The 17,271-nt window shown below is 38.6% G+C and carries 11 protein-coding genes; 1 reads left to right on the top strand and 10 read right to left on the bottom strand.

All coding sequences use genetic code 11. From position 1 onward, the window contains the following. The 8 genes from FLEMA_RS0101825 to FLEMA_RS0101780 all read right to left on the bottom strand — a co-directional run bounded on the left by FLEMA_RS0101825 (window position 1) and on the right by FLEMA_RS0101780 (window position 11,228). The gene (locus tag FLEMA_RS0101825; protein ID WP_026993981.1) at window positions 1-1,056 is read right to left on the bottom strand and encodes an efflux RND transporter periplasmic adaptor subunit; all 1,056 of its coding nucleotides are present in this window, start codon (window positions 1,054-1,056) and stop codon (window positions 1-3) included. Window positions 1,057-1,067: 11 nt separating this feature from the next. Beyond that, complete coding sequence (locus FLEMA_RS0101820) at window positions 1,068-2,399, bottom strand: TolC family protein (RefSeq protein ID WP_044170485.1); 1,332 nt, start codon at window positions 2,397-2,399, stop codon at window positions 1,068-1,070. Window positions 2,400-2,468: 69 nt separating this feature from the next. Continuing rightward, entirely contained in the window at window positions 2,469-2,897 is a 429-nt protein-coding gene (locus FLEMA_RS0101810) for a MarR family winged helix-turn-helix transcriptional regulator (protein WP_026993979.1), read from the bottom strand. 251 nt (window positions 2,898-3,148) lie between these two features. Further along, on the bottom strand, window positions 3,149-4,582 hold the full coding sequence (locus FLEMA_RS0101800) for a RagB/SusD family nutrient uptake outer membrane protein (protein WP_026993977.1): 1,434 nt from the start codon (window positions 4,580-4,582) through the stop codon (window positions 3,149-3,151). Window positions 4,583-4,604: 22 nt separating this feature from the next. Then, window positions 4,605-8,087: a TonB-dependent receptor gene (locus FLEMA_RS0101795; protein ID WP_026993976.1), complete on the bottom strand. Its 3,483-nt coding sequence runs from the start codon at window positions 8,085-8,087 to the stop codon at window positions 4,605-4,607. Between the two features lie 216 nt (window positions 8,088-8,303). After that, window positions 8,304-9,398, bottom strand: a complete 1,095-nt coding sequence (locus FLEMA_RS0101790) for a FecR family protein (protein ID WP_026993975.1) — start codon at window positions 9,396-9,398, stop codon at window positions 8,304-8,306. 111 nt (window positions 9,399-9,509) lie between these two features. Then, window positions 9,510-10,091, bottom strand: coding sequence for an RNA polymerase sigma factor (locus tag FLEMA_RS0101785; protein WP_026993974.1), 582 nt, complete (start codon window positions 10,089-10,091; stop codon window positions 9,510-9,512). Window positions 10,092-10,328: 237 nt separating this feature from the next. Next, complete coding sequence (locus FLEMA_RS0101780) at window positions 10,329-11,228, bottom strand: LysR family transcriptional regulator (RefSeq protein ID WP_026993973.1); 900 nt, start codon at window positions 11,226-11,228, stop codon at window positions 10,329-10,331. 273 nt (window positions 11,229-11,501) lie between these two features. Between FLEMA_RS0101780 and FLEMA_RS0101775 the strand changes: the two genes are divergently transcribed. Further along, on the top strand, window positions 11,502-13,622 hold the full coding sequence (locus tag FLEMA_RS0101775; RefSeq protein WP_026993972.1) for an outer membrane protein assembly factor BamB family protein: 2,121 nt from the start codon (window positions 11,502-11,504) through the stop codon (window positions 13,620-13,622). Between the two features lie 151 nt (window positions 13,623-13,773). Here the strand turns inward: FLEMA_RS0101775 and FLEMA_RS0101770 are convergent, their stop codons facing one another. Then, window positions 13,774-14,604 (bottom strand): endonuclease/exonuclease/phosphatase family protein, encoded by an 831-nt coding sequence (locus tag FLEMA_RS0101770; RefSeq protein WP_026993971.1) that lies wholly within the window; start codon window positions 14,602-14,604, stop codon window positions 13,774-13,776. Between the two features lie 119 nt (window positions 14,605-14,723). After that, entirely contained in the window at window positions 14,724-17,138 is a 2,415-nt protein-coding gene (locus FLEMA_RS0101765) for a TonB-dependent receptor (RefSeq protein WP_310587196.1), read from the bottom strand. Window positions 17,139-17,271: the final 133 nt, after the last annotated feature.

Raw genomic sequence — 17,271 nt, 5'->3', positions numbered from 1 at the left:
TTATTGGTTAGTAGTTTTTGAAATTTTACTTCCATTAGTCAAATTGATTTGTCCGCTCGTAACTACTTCTTGTCCAGCTTGTAAACCAGCAACTACTTCAATATTTTCACCAATTTCACGACCAACCGTAATTTTTTGTATCTTCGCTACATTGCCTTCTACGATATACACATAAGGATTTTTAGTACCTTCTACCAAAGCCAATTTTGGAATTTGCAATACACTCGCTTTGTGGCCTAAATCAAAACTCACCATTACATAAGTACCAGCTCTTAATTGATTGGTATTCAATTGCAATTCCACACGATAATTATGGTTTTCGTCACCTTTTGGCGAAATAAATTTCACTGTGCCTACAAAGTTTTTGTTGGGAAAAATATCTGAAGTAATCGTAGCCGTTTGTCCTAACTTCAATTGATATACGTCTTTTTCATTGACAAAAACTACAGTTTTCAAATGAATATCGTCAACAACCGTAGCGATAACCGTTCCTGGACTTACATATTCACCTGCCATCAATTTGCGAGAAGTAACTACGCCACTAATTGGAGCAATGATATTACCATCGGCAATTTGTTGTTTAGTTTGTTCGATTTGAATGCGAGTATTTTCAACGTCGTATTTAGCATTGATTACGCTTAGTTCTGTACCAGCATTTCCTTTGAACAAATCGCTGTTTCGCTGATACTCTTTTTCCAATTTTTCAAGGGCTAATTCATTGGCTTTCAAATTGATAACTTTCAATTTAGCATCTAACTGACCTATTACTTGTCCTTTGCTTACTCGTGAGCCTACTTCGATAGCAAGCTTTTCGATTTTGCCCTGAACCCCAATAGCAATAGTAGCTTCGTTAGTCAATTCCAAATTGGCAGGCAAGTTTACTTTGCCATCGTAGGGCTGAAAATCGGCCTTTGTGGTAGATACTGCCACAGGAATAATCGAGCGATCAACAACTACCTTATTGGCTTCGATTTTACTTTTATTTTTGGCAAGCGTAAAAGCGATAGCTCCTATCACAGCTAGTACAGATAATGTTATGATGAAAGACTTTTTCATGGGTCTGAATATTAGAATTGGTTGATATAGCTTTTTAAGTTACCTTTTGATTTTTCGTATTCGAGTCTTGAGCTTAGTACATTTATCAAAGAAGTGATATAATTACTTTGTGCTTCTTTGTAAGAATAATCGGCATTGAGCAAGTCTGAAAGCGTAGATACGCCTTTTTGGTATTCTACATTGCTACTTTCAAAAACTTCTTTGGCGAAATAGAGGTTTTCACGATTGATTCCTAAATCTGATTGAGATTTTTGTAACTGAGCGTTGGAGTTTTTGAAGGCCAACCTCATATTATCAGCACTTAATTTGATATTGGTTTTGGCATTCAACAAACTTATTTCGGCTTGTTTTAATTGGCTATTTTTGCGATAACCACTAAAAATCGGAATATTTACTTTCAAACCAATGGTTGAAAAATCAAACCAATTGTTAAAAGAACTCCCCAAGCTATTTCCAAAACTCGAAGCTCCATAGCGGGCATACATCGATACTGTAGGCATAAATGCGGCTTGTTTGCGTTTTACATCAAACTCTTGGAGATACATATTATTGGTTTGGATTTTGTAGTCTAACAGGTTGTTTAGTTCAAAACCGTTGTCGTCGCCAATAACAGCAAGTGTTTCGTAATTAGGCATTTCCAAAACATTAATATCCTCGTCTAGCGACATTCCCATGGCGTATTTGAGTTTGTTAAGTGCCACTTGTTTGTTCATTTGCAAAATAGATTTTTGCGAAACAATATTATTTAAGCTTGCTTTGGTACGGTCGTAATCTGTTTTTTTGATAACCCCTTTTTCTAAGCGTAATTTGAGAATATCGAGTAGTTCTCGGTATTTTTTTTCGTTCTCTAAAGTAATCTTCTCCTGCTCGACATACACCAATACTTGAAAATAGGACGCTACCGTATTGTAAATGATGTTATCTTGGTTTTGTTCTTTTTTCAAAATAGCTACTTGATTATTTGGTTCGGCAGCCTTGATACCTACCAACATAGACTTGTCATAAATCACTTGGTCTACCTGGGCTATGGCACTGGTATTGTACTGAGTACCAAACTGTAGCTTAATTTCAGTTGGACTAAAAGCACCCGCAGGAATAATAGAAACCTGACGTTTAAGGTTGTCGTCGAAGGTAACATTGGTACTTACCTGTGGCAAATAACCCGCCAAAGCTTCGGTTGATTTCTGTTGGGCAATAGCGATTTCATTTTCATAAACCGTATTGCTGAGGTGATTTTTGAGAGCAAAATCTACGCATTCTTTTAAAGATATGTTCTTTTGTGCCTGTGTATCATAGCCCAAAACGAATAATATCAGATAAAAGAAAATCTTATTCTTTTTCATAAAATATAGTTGATAAAAATATTATTGACTTTATTATAATTGACTTGGTCAACTATTTGGGCAAAAAAATTACTTTTCTGCATTTTCTTTTAATTTGATAAGTACATTTTGAAAAATAGTAATTTCTTCGTCAGAAATACCTTCCATATTTTTTTCAGAAAGTGTATTGATAATTTCTTCTCCTTGATTAAAAACAGAAGTGCCTAATTCGGTAATGACGATGTGTTTTTTGCGGCGGTCGGTAGCATCATTCACTCTGATTACATAACCAAGTGTTTCGAGTTGGTCGATATGACGCATAATTGCCGACTTATCCTTTTGTAGAATTTCAGCTAAATCAGATTGAATAGAATCTTCTTGTGTCAAGATTCGAAGTATATAATGCTGTTCAGGCGATATTTTAAGTCCCTGATTTTCAAACTCTTTTGTTGATTGCTTAAGAAAAGCTCTTATTGCACTACCAAATAAAAGCTTAAATGAGCGTTGTGTTGCTTCCATAGTATTATTGACTTTGTATATAGTTGACATAATCAACGATTCAAAGTTATAACTAATATTTGCTAGACCAAAACCTTTTGTATTTTTTTTATTTTTTCATGACCAATGGTTTTTATTTCGTTTGAAAGGATACGCAAGGTTGATATTCTTTCAGCAACAATTGGTATTAGGATTAAAAAACAAAAAGCTTTGCGGTTTCCCTCAAAGCTTTTTGGATAAATTTTAAAATACATTTTACTTATAGCCAAGATTTAGTACCCTGCATTCTGTTTAATTTTGGAAGGGTTAATATCTATTTGGCTTTGAGGTACAGCAAACAACAAATTGTTTTCGGTAAGGTTGGTTTTGATACCGATTGCCTGAGCCTTGGCTGTTAGTACAGGAATTGCCCTGCCAGTACGCACAAGGTCAAACCAGCGATGGCCTTCAAAAGACAACTCTATTCGGCGTTCTTGTTCAAGAGCTAAACGCATTTCGGCCTGACTCAAAGTGGTTTTACTAGCCAAGCCTGCTCGCTGACGAACCCGATTCAAAAACGGCAAAGCATCTATTGGTTTTCCTGTTTCGTTCAGGGCTTCGGCATACATCAACAAAACATCGGCATAACGCAAAACGGGGAAATTATCTTCCGAGTCGCCACTGGTTATTGGAGTATCCAAATACTTTTTAATATAATTATATTCTACAGTTATACCTTGTGCATTTACATAACTAGTTGACATAGAAACACTTTTTCGTAAATCACCCGATTCGTAAGCATTAACAAAATCTGCGGTTGGGCGGTTGTTGCCACCACCTCCAAACAAAACTACCGAGTTGCCCGAATTTTCGGGAGCATAGGCATTAGGCAAGCCATTACCCTCACCAATCGACCCTTTTTTGTATTGAATATCAAAAATGGATTCTTTATGATTTTTGTTGGCTACCTTAAATACATCTGCATAATTGGGCAATAAGTCATAAACACCACCATCAATTACCTCTTTGAGTTTGGTAGCAGCTTCGGCATATTGCTTACGAGTCAAATACACCTTTCCTAGTAAAGATTTGGCAGCCCCTTTGGTAGCTCGCCCAAGGTCAGCACCTGTATATCGGTCTGGAAGGTCGGTTTCTGCCTCTTGTAAATCTTTGATAATCTGAGCATAAACATCAGCTACGGCTGTTCTGCTATAATTGTATCCATCGTTAGGGTCGGTGATTTCTTTCAAAACCAAAGGTACATCGCCAAATACCCGCACAAGATTGAAATACATCAAAGCCCTCAAAAACTTGGATTCACCCACAATACGTTTTTTGAGGGTTTCATCCATTTGTACGGCTCCTATTCTGTCCAAAATAGCATTTGTCCGATAAATACCACGATAGCCGTCGCTCCAGCGAGCAGCCAAAAAGGGATTGGTCGTACGCAAATAAAATTTATCAAATTCGTCTTGGTCGGTTACAGAACCCGAAAGCACAGGAGTGGTATCGTCGGAGGGGATTTCGGATACTACATAATAGTTGCCATATTGACCTGCCGACTGCAACGAGCCATAACTAGCATTGAGGGCATTAATCATATCGCTACTTGTTTTGTAAAAGGTAGCAGTATTGGCCGATGAAATAGGAGCCAAACTCAAAAAGCTATCCTTGCAACTGCTTAGCCCAAGCATCAGAAAGCTAAGGTATATATATCTTATTTTCATTATTTTACCGTTTTATATTTGATTAAAAACCAATATTTAAACCAATCGTATAGGTACGAGCCAAAGGATACGAGCCGTAATCGACACCACCAGTAAGGGCATTTTCGTAGCCACTTACTTCGGGGTTATATCCTAAATATTTGGTTGAAGTAAAGGCGTTTTGAACACCACCATATAAACGAAGGCTTTGGATTTTGACACGTTCAATCAATTTTTTAGGAATGTTATATCCTATCGTAATATTTCTGATACGGAAATAACTGGCACTTTCTACCCATCTGCTCGAAATAGCATTGCTATTACCCGTAGTGCGTTGGTTGGCACGTGGTACAACACCATTGCCTGGGTCTTGAGGCGAACGCCAGCGGTTCAAGACCGTAGTAAGCTGATTTTGACTTCCTTCGAGGTTTTCGATAAATCGGCGACTCAAGTTGAGGATTTGTCCACCTTGTATTCCTTGTACCGAAATACCTATGTCGATGCCTTTGAATGAAAAGGTATTGGTCATACCATAAATAAAATCGGGTTGGTTATTACCAATAATGGTACGGTCATCGGCATTGATTTTTCCATCGCCATTCACATCTTCAAACTTCACATCGCCAGGGCGAGCCGTTGCTTCGTGTGGGTAGCTATCCAAATCGGCTTGGTCTTTAAATACACCGAGCTGTTTGAACCCATAAAAATTACCAAGTGGCTTTCCAATAACGGTAATATTGGTTTCGCCAACACCCGACCCACTGCGAATCGCATCGCCTGTTGGCCCTAAGGCTAGCACTTTGTTTCGGTTGAACGACACATTAAAATCGGTACTCCACTGAAATTCGCCAGTAATATTGCGAGTTACTAAGCCAAACTCCATTCCCTTATTTTCAACTTTACCGATATTGCGACTAGCCGTAGAAAAACCCGTAAGAGTGGGTACTTGCACCGATAGCAACAAGTCGGTAGTAATACGAGAGTAATAATCTATGGTCAAAAAGATACGTCTTTTCAACAAACCCAGCTCTAAGCCTATGTCGGTTTGGCGGCTTTTTTCCCATGTCAAATTATCGTTACCGATACTGGTTGTAGCCAAGCCATTAACAAGGTTATTGCCAAAAACATAGTTGTCACTACTCAATAGGCCAATCGAGCCATAATTATTAAAAGCGTTGTTACCTGCCAATCCGTAACTAGCTTTGAATTTCATATCCGAAATAACATTACTATTTTTCAAGAAAGACTCTTCGCTTATTCGCCAACCTACCGAGGCCGAAGGAAAAATACCATTGCGTTGATTAACACCAAAACGAGAAGAGCCATCCTGACGAATAGAGCCATTGAAAAGATATTTGTCTTTGTAAGTATACCCAATACGCCCAAAATACGAAGCCAACGACCATTGTTCTTTTAATGAGCTACCTCCAATAATAACCCCAGCATTGAGTGTCCTTACAAGGTCGTTAGGAAACTTATTGGCATTGACCCTATTACTTTCAAAATCATTTTTCTGTGCTTCCAAGCCTACCAAAGCATCAAAATGATGATCTTTGTTTATATCAAAGTTATAGCTCAATGTATGGCTTGTTACCCAGTTGATATTCTGGCTGGTAGTCGACGAGGCCGAATTGGCATTAGGTGGCAACAATTGGTTGAGTGGAAGAGCCGAAGTTTGAAATTGATTTTGACGGAAATAGTTAAAATCACCGCCTATACTTCCACGGTATTTGAGGCTTTTCCAAATAGCCAACTCGGCATAAGCATTACCAAGCAACCTCAATGTATTGGCTGTATTGTCGAGTTCGGTAATATTGGCTACTGGGTTGGTTACACCTGCCCAGTCGTAAGCTCCTGCAATAGATGCCTGCGAATTATAGGTTACGCCGTCGGCCTGATAAATAGAAATAATAGGAGCTTGTGACAATGCCGCATTAATAACACCGTTGTTGGCCCAGTGACCATCTGAATTGACCCGACGCTCGGTTGTAAATGAAGGGCTCATACTCATTCCTACTTTTAACTTAGGCGACAACTGAGCATCTATATTTGAGCGAAAAGTATAACGCTTTAAGCCCGATGTATTGATAATGCCATCTTGAGTAAGGAAGTTGCCAGAAACCATATATTGTACCTTTTCAGAGCCACCCGAACCCGATAACTGATAGTTACTAATAGGAGCTTGACGAAAAATAAGGCTCTGATAATCGTATGAAGTTAAGCTGGCGGGGTTGTCAAAATTAATACCCGCAAATTCGCCTCTTGGATAACGATAACGGCCACCAGCAGGACGAACACTGTTGGGGTCTGTTACCAAAGCACCCGCTACTCGCTCTAAATAGGCATTATTGGCAGCATCTTTACTAAATTCGGCAAACTGCTGTGCATTGAGCATATCCATTTTTTTGCTGATTTGCTGTACACCCGTGTAAAAGTCAAAATTGATACGACTTCTACCAGCTTTGCCTCGCTTGGTGGTTATCATCATTACCCCATTGGCTCCTCTCGACCCAAAAATAGCCGTTGCAGAAGCATCTTTCAGCACATCAACACTTTCTATATCGTTGGGATTCATCAGGTTTAGGCCACTTCCATTATTCAGGTCTCCTGAGCTAAGAGGCTGACCATCAACCACAATCAATGGGCCATTGCCAGCACTAATAGACCCAAACCCCCGAATTTTGATTGAGGGGCTATTGCCCGGAGCACCTGTAGTTTGTTGTATCAAAACCCCAGGCATTTTTCCAGCCATACCTTCTGCAACATTGGTTACAGGCATATCTTTAATGTCTTGTGTACTAATCGAAGCAATAGAACCTGTTACATCTTTGCGGCTTTTTGTACCATAACCTACCACGACAACTTCCTCAAGGGCTTTGTTGTCGGCTTTCAAAGAAATATTAATTGTGGTTTTAGTACCTACTTCTATTTCTTGGGCAATATAGCCCACAAACGAAAATACCAATACTGCCTTTTCGTTGGCTACTGTTATTTTAAACTTCCCGTTGTTGTCTGAGTTTACGCCTTTTTGTGTACCTTTTACCAAAATAGTAACCCCTGGCAAAGGAATACCACTTTCGTCGGTTACTGTTCCTGTAAGGGTTTGTTCAAAAATATTGACGAGGCTTGACGCTTCTTCTTTTTCGTTTGGGATTACCTCCGACAGTTCTCTTCTAAGAATTATCTGTCGTCCAACAATCTCATACTTAATTTTTTGAGGCTTCAACAACCGCTCCAATACCGTCGACAGCTTATCGTTGGTGGCTGTGAAAGTTACCTTTCTCGAAGCTTTGATAAGGTTGGGGCTATACGAGAATTTTACATCAACGTTTTTCTCAATTTCTGAGAGTACCACGTTGATATTCTGATTAATAGTTTCTATAGAAATACGACGATCGAGTAGTTCTTGGGCTGATGCATCAAATGCTAATGAAATATTAGTAAAGACGATAGTTATACATAAATGTATTATAGTCCATTTCATAATTTTACCCCCCCAGTAACGGATGGTATTATTTTTTTTCATACTTTTGATTTGTTTTTTAGAGAAAATTTGACAAAAAACTACCTCTGCATCTGTCTAAAAACAGATGAGATTTGCAAAGAGAGGAATCCGAAGTCGGTGATGGTGGAGCATTGCCGACTTCTTCATTTAAAATGTTCGTAAGTTTTTTTATTGCATAGTCAAGGGTTGGGGTTTATGGTTGAAACATTGTATTTATTAAGTATTGTATCAGTAGTTTTATTCACATCCTTTCGAGGAAACAACTATGCTTGTATCTAAAATCTGGTAATTTGCTTCGATTGATTTACAAATTACATCCAGTTTTTCGTACAAAGATTCCCTCGACAAATCGCCTGTGTATTGACAGCTTTTTAGCGCATCTTCATCAAAAACGATTTCTATTCCGTATCCTTTTTCCAAAGCTTTAAGCACTTCAACAACGCTGGTGTCGGTAAACACAAACGATGGCTTGGCCGATTTGAGCAGTTCAGGATTTTCGACTAGCGACTTTACCAAACGGGTTTCTTCACGAACCAATATGGCCTGCTGGTTGGGCAATAGCAAAACGCCTTCTACCTGATAAGGCCCCGTATGATTGTCAGCTTGTTTGTCGTTGGCAACAGCCAATACCGACACTTTACCCGTTTTTACCCGAACTATAATGTCTTTTTCTTGAGGGTACGCCCTAATCCTAAAACTTGTTCCTAACACCTTCGTTACCATTTCGTTGGCATATACCAAAAACTGTTTTTTGGGATTTTTGGCTACTTCAAAAAAGGCTTCTCCACTCAAATACACTTCACGAGTTGGGTAGGTATTAAATGCTTCTGGATAGCTTATTTTGCTATTGGCACTTAGGGTAACTGTGCTACCATCGCTCAGCTTTACTACAAGTGGCTTGTTGGTAGTATTCATTTTCTCGATCAACGTTAAAGTAGATTTTTGGAGGTTTGTCTCATAAGTAACAGCGGGGTTTTGCCAAAAAGGCGTATTCCATTGCCAAAAAGCAATAGCCAATACCACCGATGCCGCAACAGCCCATTTTACCCAAATAGCCAAACGAGGACTCAAGAAAACTACCTGTTTGTTGAGTTGTTCTTGGATTCTGTCAAAAATTAAATCTTCATGTTCTTGTGTCGGAAAATCGCTTTTTACCTCTTGGTCAATCGCAAGTAATAAGTTTTTGGCAGCTAGTATATCCTGCTTCTTTTCGGGATATTCGGCCATGAAGTTTTGCCAAAAAAACTCTGTTTCTTGGTTTGGCTCAAAAACCCAACACCTAAAAAAAGTATCTTCTATAAAATCATTTCGAGTAAAATCTGCATAATTCATATCATATAAAAGAGAAATATTTGTACTATTTCGCTCTTACTTGTATAGAGACATGCTTTGTCGATTTTAACTCCTTTAAGAAGAATTTTTTTATAAAAAATATAAAATATTTTATAAAACCATGAAAATCAATAGAATAATCAATGACCGTAGAATAATCAAAGCCTTTTGAACAAGATTTCGGGCAGTTTGTTCTTTGATTTGAAGCATTTGGGCAATTTCGGCATAGCTGAAATCATGAAAAAATCTCAGCACAATGGCTTCGTGCTGACGAGTAGGTAATTGATTCAGCCATTGACTGAGTTTTTGTTTTTGAATAACGGTATCTTCTTGATTGGTAAAATCTATTTCGGGCGAGTCTTCGGTTGGTAATAGGGTTTCGTGTACATTTTCCCATTCATTTACCTGCAAAGTATTGAGCTTGGTAGAACGGTGAATTCTACGACGCAAAGAACTTATTAAATAAAATTTGACTGATTCGGCCTGATTGAGCAAATGGCGTGTTCGCCAAATGTCCACAAAAAGGTCTTGAATAGCATCGTTTAGAATATCCTCGTCATTAAAAATACGTTTTCCGTAACTGTAAAGTATTTTGAAATAACGCCTATACAAGGCTTCGTAGGCGGTGTCGTCGCCCGCCCGCAACAACTCCCAAAGGACTTCATCTTCAATATGTAATATTTTCTTAGTCAAAAGGAGGTCTATTCAAATGGTAATATTCAATCTCAAATATATACAATTTATTACACTTAAATGATTAAGCAAAAGTTTGAGTGAAAGATTAAATTATTAAAAACTGATAATCAGTTCAATAAGATAACTATTGATATTATAGCTCATCACCTTTTACCCAAACTTCTTTATTCATAAAGTATTCTATTGTGGTATTTTACCTATATTTTGCCACTTAGTTTTTGACTCATTACCAGTCTATAACCCATTTTGTTCAAAAATTTGCTCTACCTGCCCTATTTCATGGGCAAATAGTGTTTTCTTGCGTTTTCCAAAATATAGGATATTCTCCATAATTGGATTACCCTCCCAAACCAACTTGAGCCCCCCTGACCTGATTTCGTCTCTACACAAAAAATCTGGCACAATCGCAAAACCAAATCCATTGCTTAGGCAACGCACTATCGAGCTAATATTAGGTACAATATAATTAGGCTTAAAGTCGGGGTGGCTTTTAAAATTATTAATCCAAAACCGTTTTTGGTGTTCCATATCTGCGGCAGTACTATACCAAATTTGTTGCTTGAGCCAATCTTTTGCCGATAGTATTTGTTCTTGTTCCAGCATTTTGTCCAGGGCTTGGGTATCTGTTTTGGCACCACAAACAAGTACGATTCTTTCTTTAGAAAAAGGCGTAAATTCTAAATTTTTCTGAACATCTTTTTGAGGAGTAATAATCAAATCCAATAACCCCTTGTCCAAATCATGTATCATTTGGGGGTATTCGCCAAATTTGATTATGACATTGAAATTAAGCGATGAAATGTATTTTTCGAGGGTAAACTGGAATGTTTCAAAACACATGCCAATACTAATCGTAGCTTTATCGGTATTAGAACTTTTGTGAAATAACTGCTCAGCGGCCTCCAACTTACTTAATGGCTCTAGTACAAAGTTGTACAAAACTTTACCTCTTTCGGTAGGAATCATTTTTTTGGCCGAACGCTCAAATAACTGATAACCAGTATAAGCCTCTAGCGAACTCAAATGTAAACTTACGCCTGGTTGTGAAATATATAAGGTTTGGGCGGCCTGTGTCAAAGTACCCGTTTCGTAAATAGCCTTAAAAGTACGAAGCCATTCTAAATTCAGTATCATAGCATTTTTATTATTATAATAATGCAAATATATTATATATATCATTATACTGATATTTATTACAACAAAAAATAAAGTTATTTACTACATAATTTTCATTACCTAGCGTGTTTTTGACCAAACATAATGATGTGCTTGCAGGAATAACGCTATCATTACCACACAGAAAAATACTATTAAAGCAATAAAATATATAATTTTGGCAACCATAGCTATGCAATGGGCTTTTTTGATTTGAATAATAAAATCCATTCCTCAGAAACTGATAACTATATGCAAAAAATCTATTTATTCTTGGCATTTATCACAATGGCCTTGTTAACAGCTGCCTATTTGCCTCAGTCAACCACCCAAGTTGATAATACAGGCTGGACAGAGTATTTGGGTGGGCCCGAACGTAACCACTATTCAAGTTTGACTCAAATCAATAAAAGCAACCTTAGCCAGCTAAAAGTAGCGTGGGAATACCACACACTCGACTCAGGGCAGGTACAATGCAATGCAATTGTGGTGAATGGGATATTGTATGGTGTTACAGCTACCAACAAGCTATTTGCCCTTAATGCTGCTACAGGCAAAGAACTATGGCAGTTTGTCAATACAGGGGGGTCGTCACTCAATACATGTCGGGGAGTAACCTACTGGGCCAGTACCAACAAAAACGATACCGATACCCCTAGAATCATGGTGGCGTTGGGTTCATGGCTTTATGCCATCGATGCCAAGACAGGGCAAAAAATAAACACCTTTGGCGATGACGGTCGTGTAAGTTTGAAAGAAGGATTAGGGGCAACAGCCGCTAATAAATTTGTAGTTTCTAATACCCCTGGTACTTTGTTTGGCGACAATATTATTATGCCTTTACGCCTTTCAGAAGGGGCTGATGCAGCCTTAGGGAATATTCAAGCTTTTAACGTAAGAACAGGCAAGCTCTCTTGGGTTTTTCATACGATTCCCTTCCCCAACGAATTTGGGTATAATACTTGGCCTAAAGATACCTATAAAAATACCGAAGTTGGTGGTGCAAATAACTGGGCTGGTATGGCCATAGACCGACAAAGAGGTATTTTGTATGTACCTACAGGCTCGGCGGCTTCTGATTTTTATGGAGGAAACCGCAAAGGACAAAACCTTTTTGCCAACTCTTTAATTGCCCTAGATGCCAATACTGGCAAAAGATTATGGCATTTTCAGTTTGTACATCATGATATTTGGGACAAAGATTTACCCGCCCCGCCCAACTTGATTACGATTAAACGTAATGGTAAAAATATTGATGCAGTAGCACAAGTAACCAAAACAGGGCATGTATTTGTTTTTGATAGAGTAACGGGAAAACCCTTGTTTCCTATCAAAGAAATGCCATTTCCTAAGTCGACTCTGCCCGAAGAAAGTACATGGCCTACGCAGCCTATTCCTATGTTACCAGCTCCTTTTTCTCGACAAAATATCACTGAAGCCGACGTAAACCCTTATTCGGACGATAAGGCAGCTTTATTAAAAACAATCCAAACAGCTCAAAAGGGTCTATTTAAACCCCTTAGCCAAAAGGAAACATTGGTATATCCTGGTGCCGATGGCGGAGCCGAATGGGGCGGGGCAGCAGTAGACCCTGAGGGTATTATGTACGTCAATGCCAATGAAATGGCGTGGCTGTTTAGCTTACGCAAAACCCCGAAAGAAGACGAATTGGCACATTTAAGTGCAGGCCAAAGACTTTATAGCAATAATTGTTCTGTTTGTCATGGTAAAGAACGAAAAGGTAATCCTAAAAGCGGTTATCCGTCGTTGGTAGATATTTCACAAAAACATGACCGTGAGTACATTAACAAAATAATTACGTCGGGAAAAGGAATGATGCCTGGCTTTGGTCATTTATCCAATACCGACCGACAGGCTTTAGTAGCTTTTTTGTTGGGAGATGAAAAAATCGAAGCAAGTGCTACCAACAAAAATACCCAAACACCATATATACCCTACCAATTCAATGGATATAACAAATTTATTGATTCAAAAGGCTACCCTGGTATTCGTCCGCCTTGGGGAACACTCACCGCAATTGACCTTAATACGGGCAAACATCTCTGGCAAAAACCTTTTGGCGAATATCCCGAACTCACGGCCAAAGGTATTCCAACAACGGGTTCTGAAAACTATGGCGGGCCAGTAGTTACTGCAAGTGGGTTGTTGTTTATTGCTGCTACCAAAGATGGTATGTTCAGGATTTTTGATAAAAAAACAGGAGAAATTCTTTGGCAAACCCAGCTACCAGCCGCAGGGTTTGCCACACCAAGCACTTATTTACTCAATGGCAAACAATATATCGTGATAGCTTGTGGTGGTACAAAATTAGGTACTAAAAAGGGCGATAGCTATATCGCATTTTCGCTGTAATCAGAACTAGGCTTCTGGAATCAGTTAGCTAGCCCATAAATAGGCTAGCTAACTGTACTATAACAAAAAAAATCTTCAATAAGACACTTCGTAAAATTGTATCTAAACTGCTCAATATCAATCTATTTGCTCAGACACTCAGTACAGGATATTACTTAAACACCGCTTTGATTACTACAGGCTGGTGGTCGGACGGGTACTTATTATCGTAAGAGTCGGTTAGTACGCCGTATTTTAGTACTTCTATTTTTTTATCTACAAAAATATAATCAATTCTACTTTTGAGTTCAGCGTCGTGCTTGAAGCCATTGAAAGTGCCTTCAGGGCCATAAGGAGGCATTTTTGAAACCAAATAGGCATCATTCAAAGACGCTTGCATTGTTTTTATTTGCTCGGTATCGGGGGTAGAATTAAAATCACCTACACAGATAACAGGGCTATTTTTGGCAATCTCTTTGATTTTTTTTACCATTAAAAAGCCCGATTGTCGACGTGCTTCAACACCTTGGTGGTCAAAGTGTACGCTAAAAAAGTAAAATACCTTGGTCGTTTTGAGGTCTTTAAACTTAGCCCACGAGCAAATTCTATTACAACAAGTAGCATCCCAGCCTTTGGTAGGTTGGTCGGGAGTTTGACTTAGCCAAAAATCACCTTTTTGTAATAATTGAAAACGGTCTTTTTTATAAACAATAGCCGAATGCTCGCCTGCTTCTTTACCATCGTCACGGCCAACACCTACGTAGGCGTATTCGGGCATTTCGACGAGGTCTTTTATTTGTCCAATAAAGCCCTCTTGTGTACCAAAAATATCAAATTCATGATAACGGATTAGCTTTTTTACTTCTTCTTTACGATTGGGCCAAGCATTGACACCATCGCTAGCGGTATTGAGACGAAGGTTGTACGTTGCCACATTCAAGGCTTGTGAATAGGTTTGTTGAATAATGAACAGCCCTATAATAAGGCCAAATACTTTTTTCATGAGGATTGTTTTTAGTTGAAAAACCTTTTGAGTAATCAACGGCAAGTTAGAGGATGTCTTTTATATTCCCAATGTAATAACTTGCCGATTACTTATAAATACGCCCAATACAGGATACGCTAGTTGGTTTCGTCGCTGATAATACTTTTTACTTTTTTGGCATTTTTGATACGGTAATTAAGCGTTAAATTGATTTGTCGTCTTCTAAATTGTGAACGACCATCGGTATAAAAATTATCTCCTTCGGTAACAAATCTTGAAATTCTTGAGTTAAAAATATCCATAATATTGAGATTGAGAGTGCCTTTGCCTTTAAACACATCTTTGCTTACCGAAAAGTCAACATAATAAAGGGCCAATCGTCGCCCTTGTACAGTTTTTTGTGGAGCTTCATAGTTACCACGTAGCTGTAAATCCCATTTATTGGGCAATGAAAAACGAGAAGTGTGCCGAACAAACCAGCTATAGGTTTCTCGTAAATAGGCTTCGTCTATATTGCTACCATCTATTTTGGCTTGGAAAAAGCTAAAACTGAAATCACTTTTCCACCATTTTTTGAGATTTATCTGACTGGCCATTTCGACGCCCAACGACTGTTCTCCTTTGAGGTTTTCGGGGCGAGTCGTGGCAAAGCCTAGTGCATCTACTCGACGAATCGTTTGGATTTTGTCTTTGGTATCTCTAAAAAAGAACGATGAACTCAACGAACCATTTTTAAGGTATTTGACATGTCCTATTTCAAAGGCATTAGTAAATTCGGGATTGAGGTTGGGGTTGCCTCCAAAAAAATTACGGCTATCCGAAAACGTTGCAAAAGGGCTTAAATCATTATAAAATGGTCGGCGTACACGTCGGCTATAGCTTAGCTGAATAGCATTTTCCAGAGGTAGTTCATACGAAATATGGGCACTTGGAAATAGGTTGGTGTATTTGCGAGGGTTTACTTCGTTGGTTTCTCGAAGGGTAGTTTTCACGTCTGTCCACTCGGCACGAAGCCCCATTTGGTACGATAACTTTCGGGTTTTGTTGCCAACGATTCCGTACCAAGCATTGATGTTTTCGTTATAAATAAAATAGTTTTTTAGCCCAGGGAGTGGCACAAATACCCCTTGGTCACTTTTTTGGTTAACAACATAGTCATTTACCATGTCTCTAAAGCTACTTCTGAGTCCTGTTTCAACCTTGCCCTCCTTGCCAATAGGTTGCGAGTAATCTATCTGAAAAAGCCATTGTTTTTCGTATTCATCATTGAGTGAATTTTGCAAAACGGTTTGTTTGCTATCAATAGAGCCGTCTTTAAAAAACGCATTTTGGGTAAATAGCTGGTCAGAACGTTCCCAATTATCTAAAAATCGAACTTCAGCAGAAAATGTATGATTTTTTTTGTCAAAATCTTTTCTGTAGGTTAGGGCATATTCCGAATTAGGTTCGGCTTCGGTTTCGTCTTGGGTACGGTAAGTTGTACGGATAAGGTTGTTGGTTGAATTAATAAAATCTTTATAAACCAAATCGGTGAGCCTGCGGGCATCGCTTCTTCTAAAAAGATACGAAGCTGTTAAATAACTTTTATCGGTAAAATAATAGTCTAACCCTCCCTGAATATTGTTGTTGAAACCTCTCAAACGTCCATTGCGGTCTTGGTCCGAAATCGTAGTGGTATCTTTACCATATACTTCCTGATAGGTATGTGCTATATTGGGCGTAATGCGATAAGCAATACCATAATTGATAAAGAAGTTGACTTTTCGGTGGCGATAATTCAAATTGAGTCCTAAACCCTGATTGACAGGATACCCCGTAATAACATCAAAAGAGCCGTTGAAGCCTTGTTTTTTGTCTTTTTTCAGAATAATATTAATGATACCCGCCATCCCTTCGGCTTCGTATCGGGCCGAAGGATTGGTAATAACCTCGACACGCTCAATCATACTGGCCTGTAGCGATTGTAGACCTGCACCACCCTTAAAACTCACCAAACCCGAAGGCTTTCCATCAATCAAAATCCTGACATTGTCGCTTCCTCGTAGCTTGATTGCTCCGTCGGGGTCAACAGCCACCGATGGTATATTGGTAAGAATATCACTGGCTGTGCCTCCTGCATTGGCTAGGTCTTTACCAACATTAAATACCCTTTTGTCGAGGGCTAATTCCATCGTACTTTTTTCGCCACGAACTTCCACTTCCAAAAGTTGATTACTAACAGATTCGGCTTGAAGAATCCCCAAATCTTTGGAAGGCTGCTCTTTGCTGAGGCTAAACAATGCCGTTTTGATGGCCTTATAACCCATAAACTCAATCAATGCGTAATATTCGCCAAAAGCTAAATCAATAGAAAACGCCCCATTTTCATTGGATATACTGCCCGTTATTACCTTATTATCAGCACTTTTAAAGATTCTTACATTGGCATAGCTCAATGCCTCGTTGGTTTGTTTGTCTACAACTTTTCCCTTCACCAAAGCCTTATTTTGGGCAAAGGTTGTGTTTACAAAAACGAATAAAAAGAAAATAAAAGTAGGTATCTGTTTTTTCAAAGAATAGTGCATTGGATAGATTGTATTCAGTAGTTCAACCAAAAAAGCGGGTTCGATAGCTTATCTACTTCCTATTTTTCCTCTAAAATATTCTTTTAATAATGATACGCTATCCTTAATTACCTTTAGCTAA

Origin of the sequence: Flectobacillus major DSM 103 (genome assembly GCF_000427405.1) — a bacterium.
In the GTDB taxonomy this organism is placed as follows: Bacteria; Bacteroidota; Bacteroidia; order Cytophagales; family Spirosomataceae; genus Flectobacillus; species Flectobacillus major.
This window is presented reverse-complemented; position numbering and strand designations above follow the sequence as displayed.

Bases quoted from the DNA above. Each gene is read 5' to 3' on its own strand.
- FLEMA_RS0101825 (WP_026993981.1), bottom strand. From the start codon at position 1,056: ATGAAAAAGTCTTTCATCATAACATTATCTGTACTAGCTGTGATAGGA.
- FLEMA_RS0101820 (WP_044170485.1), bottom strand. From the start codon at position 2,399: ATGAAAAAGAATAAGATTTTCTTTTATCTGATATTATTCGTTTTGGGC.
- FLEMA_RS0101810 (WP_026993979.1), bottom strand. From the start codon at position 2,897: ATGGAAGCAACACAACGCTCATTTAAGCTTTTATTTGGTAGTGCAATA.
- FLEMA_RS0101800 (WP_026993977.1), bottom strand. From the start codon at position 4,582: ATGAAAATAAGATATATATACCTTAGCTTTCTGATGCTTGGGCTAAGC.
- FLEMA_RS0101795 (WP_026993976.1), bottom strand. From the start codon at position 8,087: ATGAAAAAAAATAATACCATCCGTTACTGGGGGGGTAAAATTATGAAA.
- FLEMA_RS0101790 (WP_026993975.1), bottom strand. From the start codon at position 9,398: ATGAATTATGCAGATTTTACTCGAAATGATTTTATAGAAGATACTTTT.
- FLEMA_RS0101780 (WP_026993973.1), bottom strand. From the start codon at position 11,228: ATGATACTGAATTTAGAATGGCTTCGTACTTTTAAGGCTATTTACGAA.
- FLEMA_RS0101775 (WP_026993972.1), top strand. From the start codon at position 11,502: ATGCAAAAAATCTATTTATTCTTGGCATTTATCACAATGGCCTTGTTA.
- FLEMA_RS0101770 (WP_026993971.1), bottom strand. From the start codon at position 14,604: ATGAAAAAAGTATTTGGCCTTATTATAGGGCTGTTCATTATTCAACAA.